General features: G+C 61.2%; 2 protein-coding genes and 1 pseudogene. All 3 read left to right on the forward strand.

Annotation, left to right across the window (positions count from 1 at the left end):
* A pseudogene (locus ASC93_RS31915) lies at nucleotides 1-274 on the forward strand (hypothetical protein); the annotation flags it as partial.
* A gap of 11 nt (nucleotides 275-285) precedes the next feature.
* Entirely contained in the window at nucleotides 286-549 is a 264-nt protein-coding gene (locus tag ASC93_RS06205) for a PAAR domain-containing protein (RefSeq protein WP_056438785.1), read from the forward strand.
* A partial coding sequence (locus ASC93_RS30445; protein WP_162251801.1) for a virulence factor occupies nucleotides 542-1,777 on the forward strand: 1,236 nt, incomplete at its 3' end. The genes ASC93_RS06205 and ASC93_RS30445, both read left to right, overlap by 8 nt.

Genomic DNA, 1,777 nt, shown 5'->3' on the forward strand with positions numbered 1-1,777 from the left:
ACCGGCGCTGCTCGGCGAGATGGGCGCAGGGACGGCGCTGACGAATGTCGCGCTGGGCATCGCGTACGCCAACCACCTCGGCAAGAATGTGCTGGTGGCCGGTACGACGGACGAGGCGCAGCCGGTGGCCACGCTCGTGGTGCCGCCTGCGGTGGTGCGGCCGATCCAGTACGACAAGCCGTGGTTCCGTGCCCGCGGCGGCAATACCGCCTACTTGCCATGGTGGGGCATCCGCCACGATGCCGCGCCGCGGTCGCAGGGCTTTTCCCGCTGAAGAGGCACCGCATGCGCAACGTCATCCGCTTGAACGACCCGACCTCACACGGCGGCAAGGTCATCACCGCATCTCCCAACAGCAAGGTGCTCGGCGTCGCGGTCGCGCGCAAGGGCGACCGCTGCCTGTGCCCGATCCGCGGCCACGACAGTTGCGTTATCGCGGAGGGCGACCCGCAGGTGCTGATCGATGGTGTGCCGGTCGCGTTCGACGGCCATGCGACGAGTTGCGGCGCCAAGCTGATATCGACCGTGGGCAGGAGCGGCCGTGGTTAAGCACCGGCTCCTGTCCGTCATGGTCTTTGTCCCGGACGTCGCGCTGCGATTGTTCGCCGTGCCGGCCGCATTTGCTGTGCTGGCGTTCGGACTCCTGACTGTTTTTTTCACACGTCCGGTGCATGCTGAGGCATCACAAAGGTCTGTGGTGGCGACACAGAAAACCGATCCGTTTATGGCCCAGGTGGTGGGACTGCAATGGTTGAATCCCTTGCAGCGTCGGGATTATCCGACTGAATGGCAACTGCTATGGACGCTGGGCTTGGTCGGGCCGAACAAAAATGACGATATGGTTCGAGCAAAGCCCGAGAAATACGGCAAACTGCAGGCAATTGGCTCAATTGCAGTCGGCAACGATGGCGAGGAGACTTTTGATGGTTATCACGAAAAATATATCGAGGAGTTGATATACGCGTATCACGATATCTATTTTATGGATTCGAACTATTTTTACAATGCACATCCGAGAGAAAATAAATCGACATGGAGAGAACTCGCTGGAATCCATATCGAATATGCTCTTCCCGAGCGCAAGCTCGACCCCGCCGAAGCAGGAAATTTTCTACGAGACATCATTATCAATACTTTTAGCATCGGTAGCGAATCGTTCCCGAATGCTTGGACCCGCAGCACTCCCCCCGACGTGCGCATCACCATGGGCGGCGCCAACGCCGGTTTCACCTCGCTGTCCGCCGCACTGGACTATCTGCAAGCCCATCCAAATGAAACGGTCTGGGTCATGAATTGGGACGCGCCAAGCCGTCCGAAAGACCGCCAGATCAACGAAAACATGGTGCAGTTGATCCTCGCCGGCCCCGACTACAAGACGGAACGCGCACCTTTGGCCTGGCTCGGCTACCCCGCCAGCGCGAAGGTGGCCAACTTCGACGGCGCCACCGGCAAGCCGCCGCGTGCCATCCAGGCGTGGAAGGCCGCGGTCGAAAAGGCGGTGTACAACGCGGGCAAGCAGACGACCGACGTCGGCTACGTCATCCACGATGCCAACAACAACAACGCCGCCACCGCTTCCGACCGCATCGCCGCGCTGGCGCGCACCGTCACCGAGGAGATGCCGGAACTGGATTTCATGAAGCAGGCGTTCAACACGCCGGCCTTGCTGGGCGAGATGGGCGCCGGTACTGCGCTGACGAACGTCGCGCTGGGCATCGCCTACGCCAACCATATCGGCAAGACCGTGCTGGTGGTCGGCACGACCGACCAGGCCGAG

The sequence above is a fragment of the Massilia sp. Root335 genome, from assembly GCF_001425685.1.
Classification (GTDB): domain Bacteria; phylum Pseudomonadota; class Gammaproteobacteria; order Burkholderiales; family Burkholderiaceae_D; genus Telluria; species Telluria luteola.

Excerpts from the sequence above, each read along its gene's own strand:
- ASC93_RS06205 (WP_056438785.1), top strand. The coding sequence starts at position 286 with ATGCGCAACGTCATCCGCTTGAACGACCCGACCTCACACGGCGGCAAG.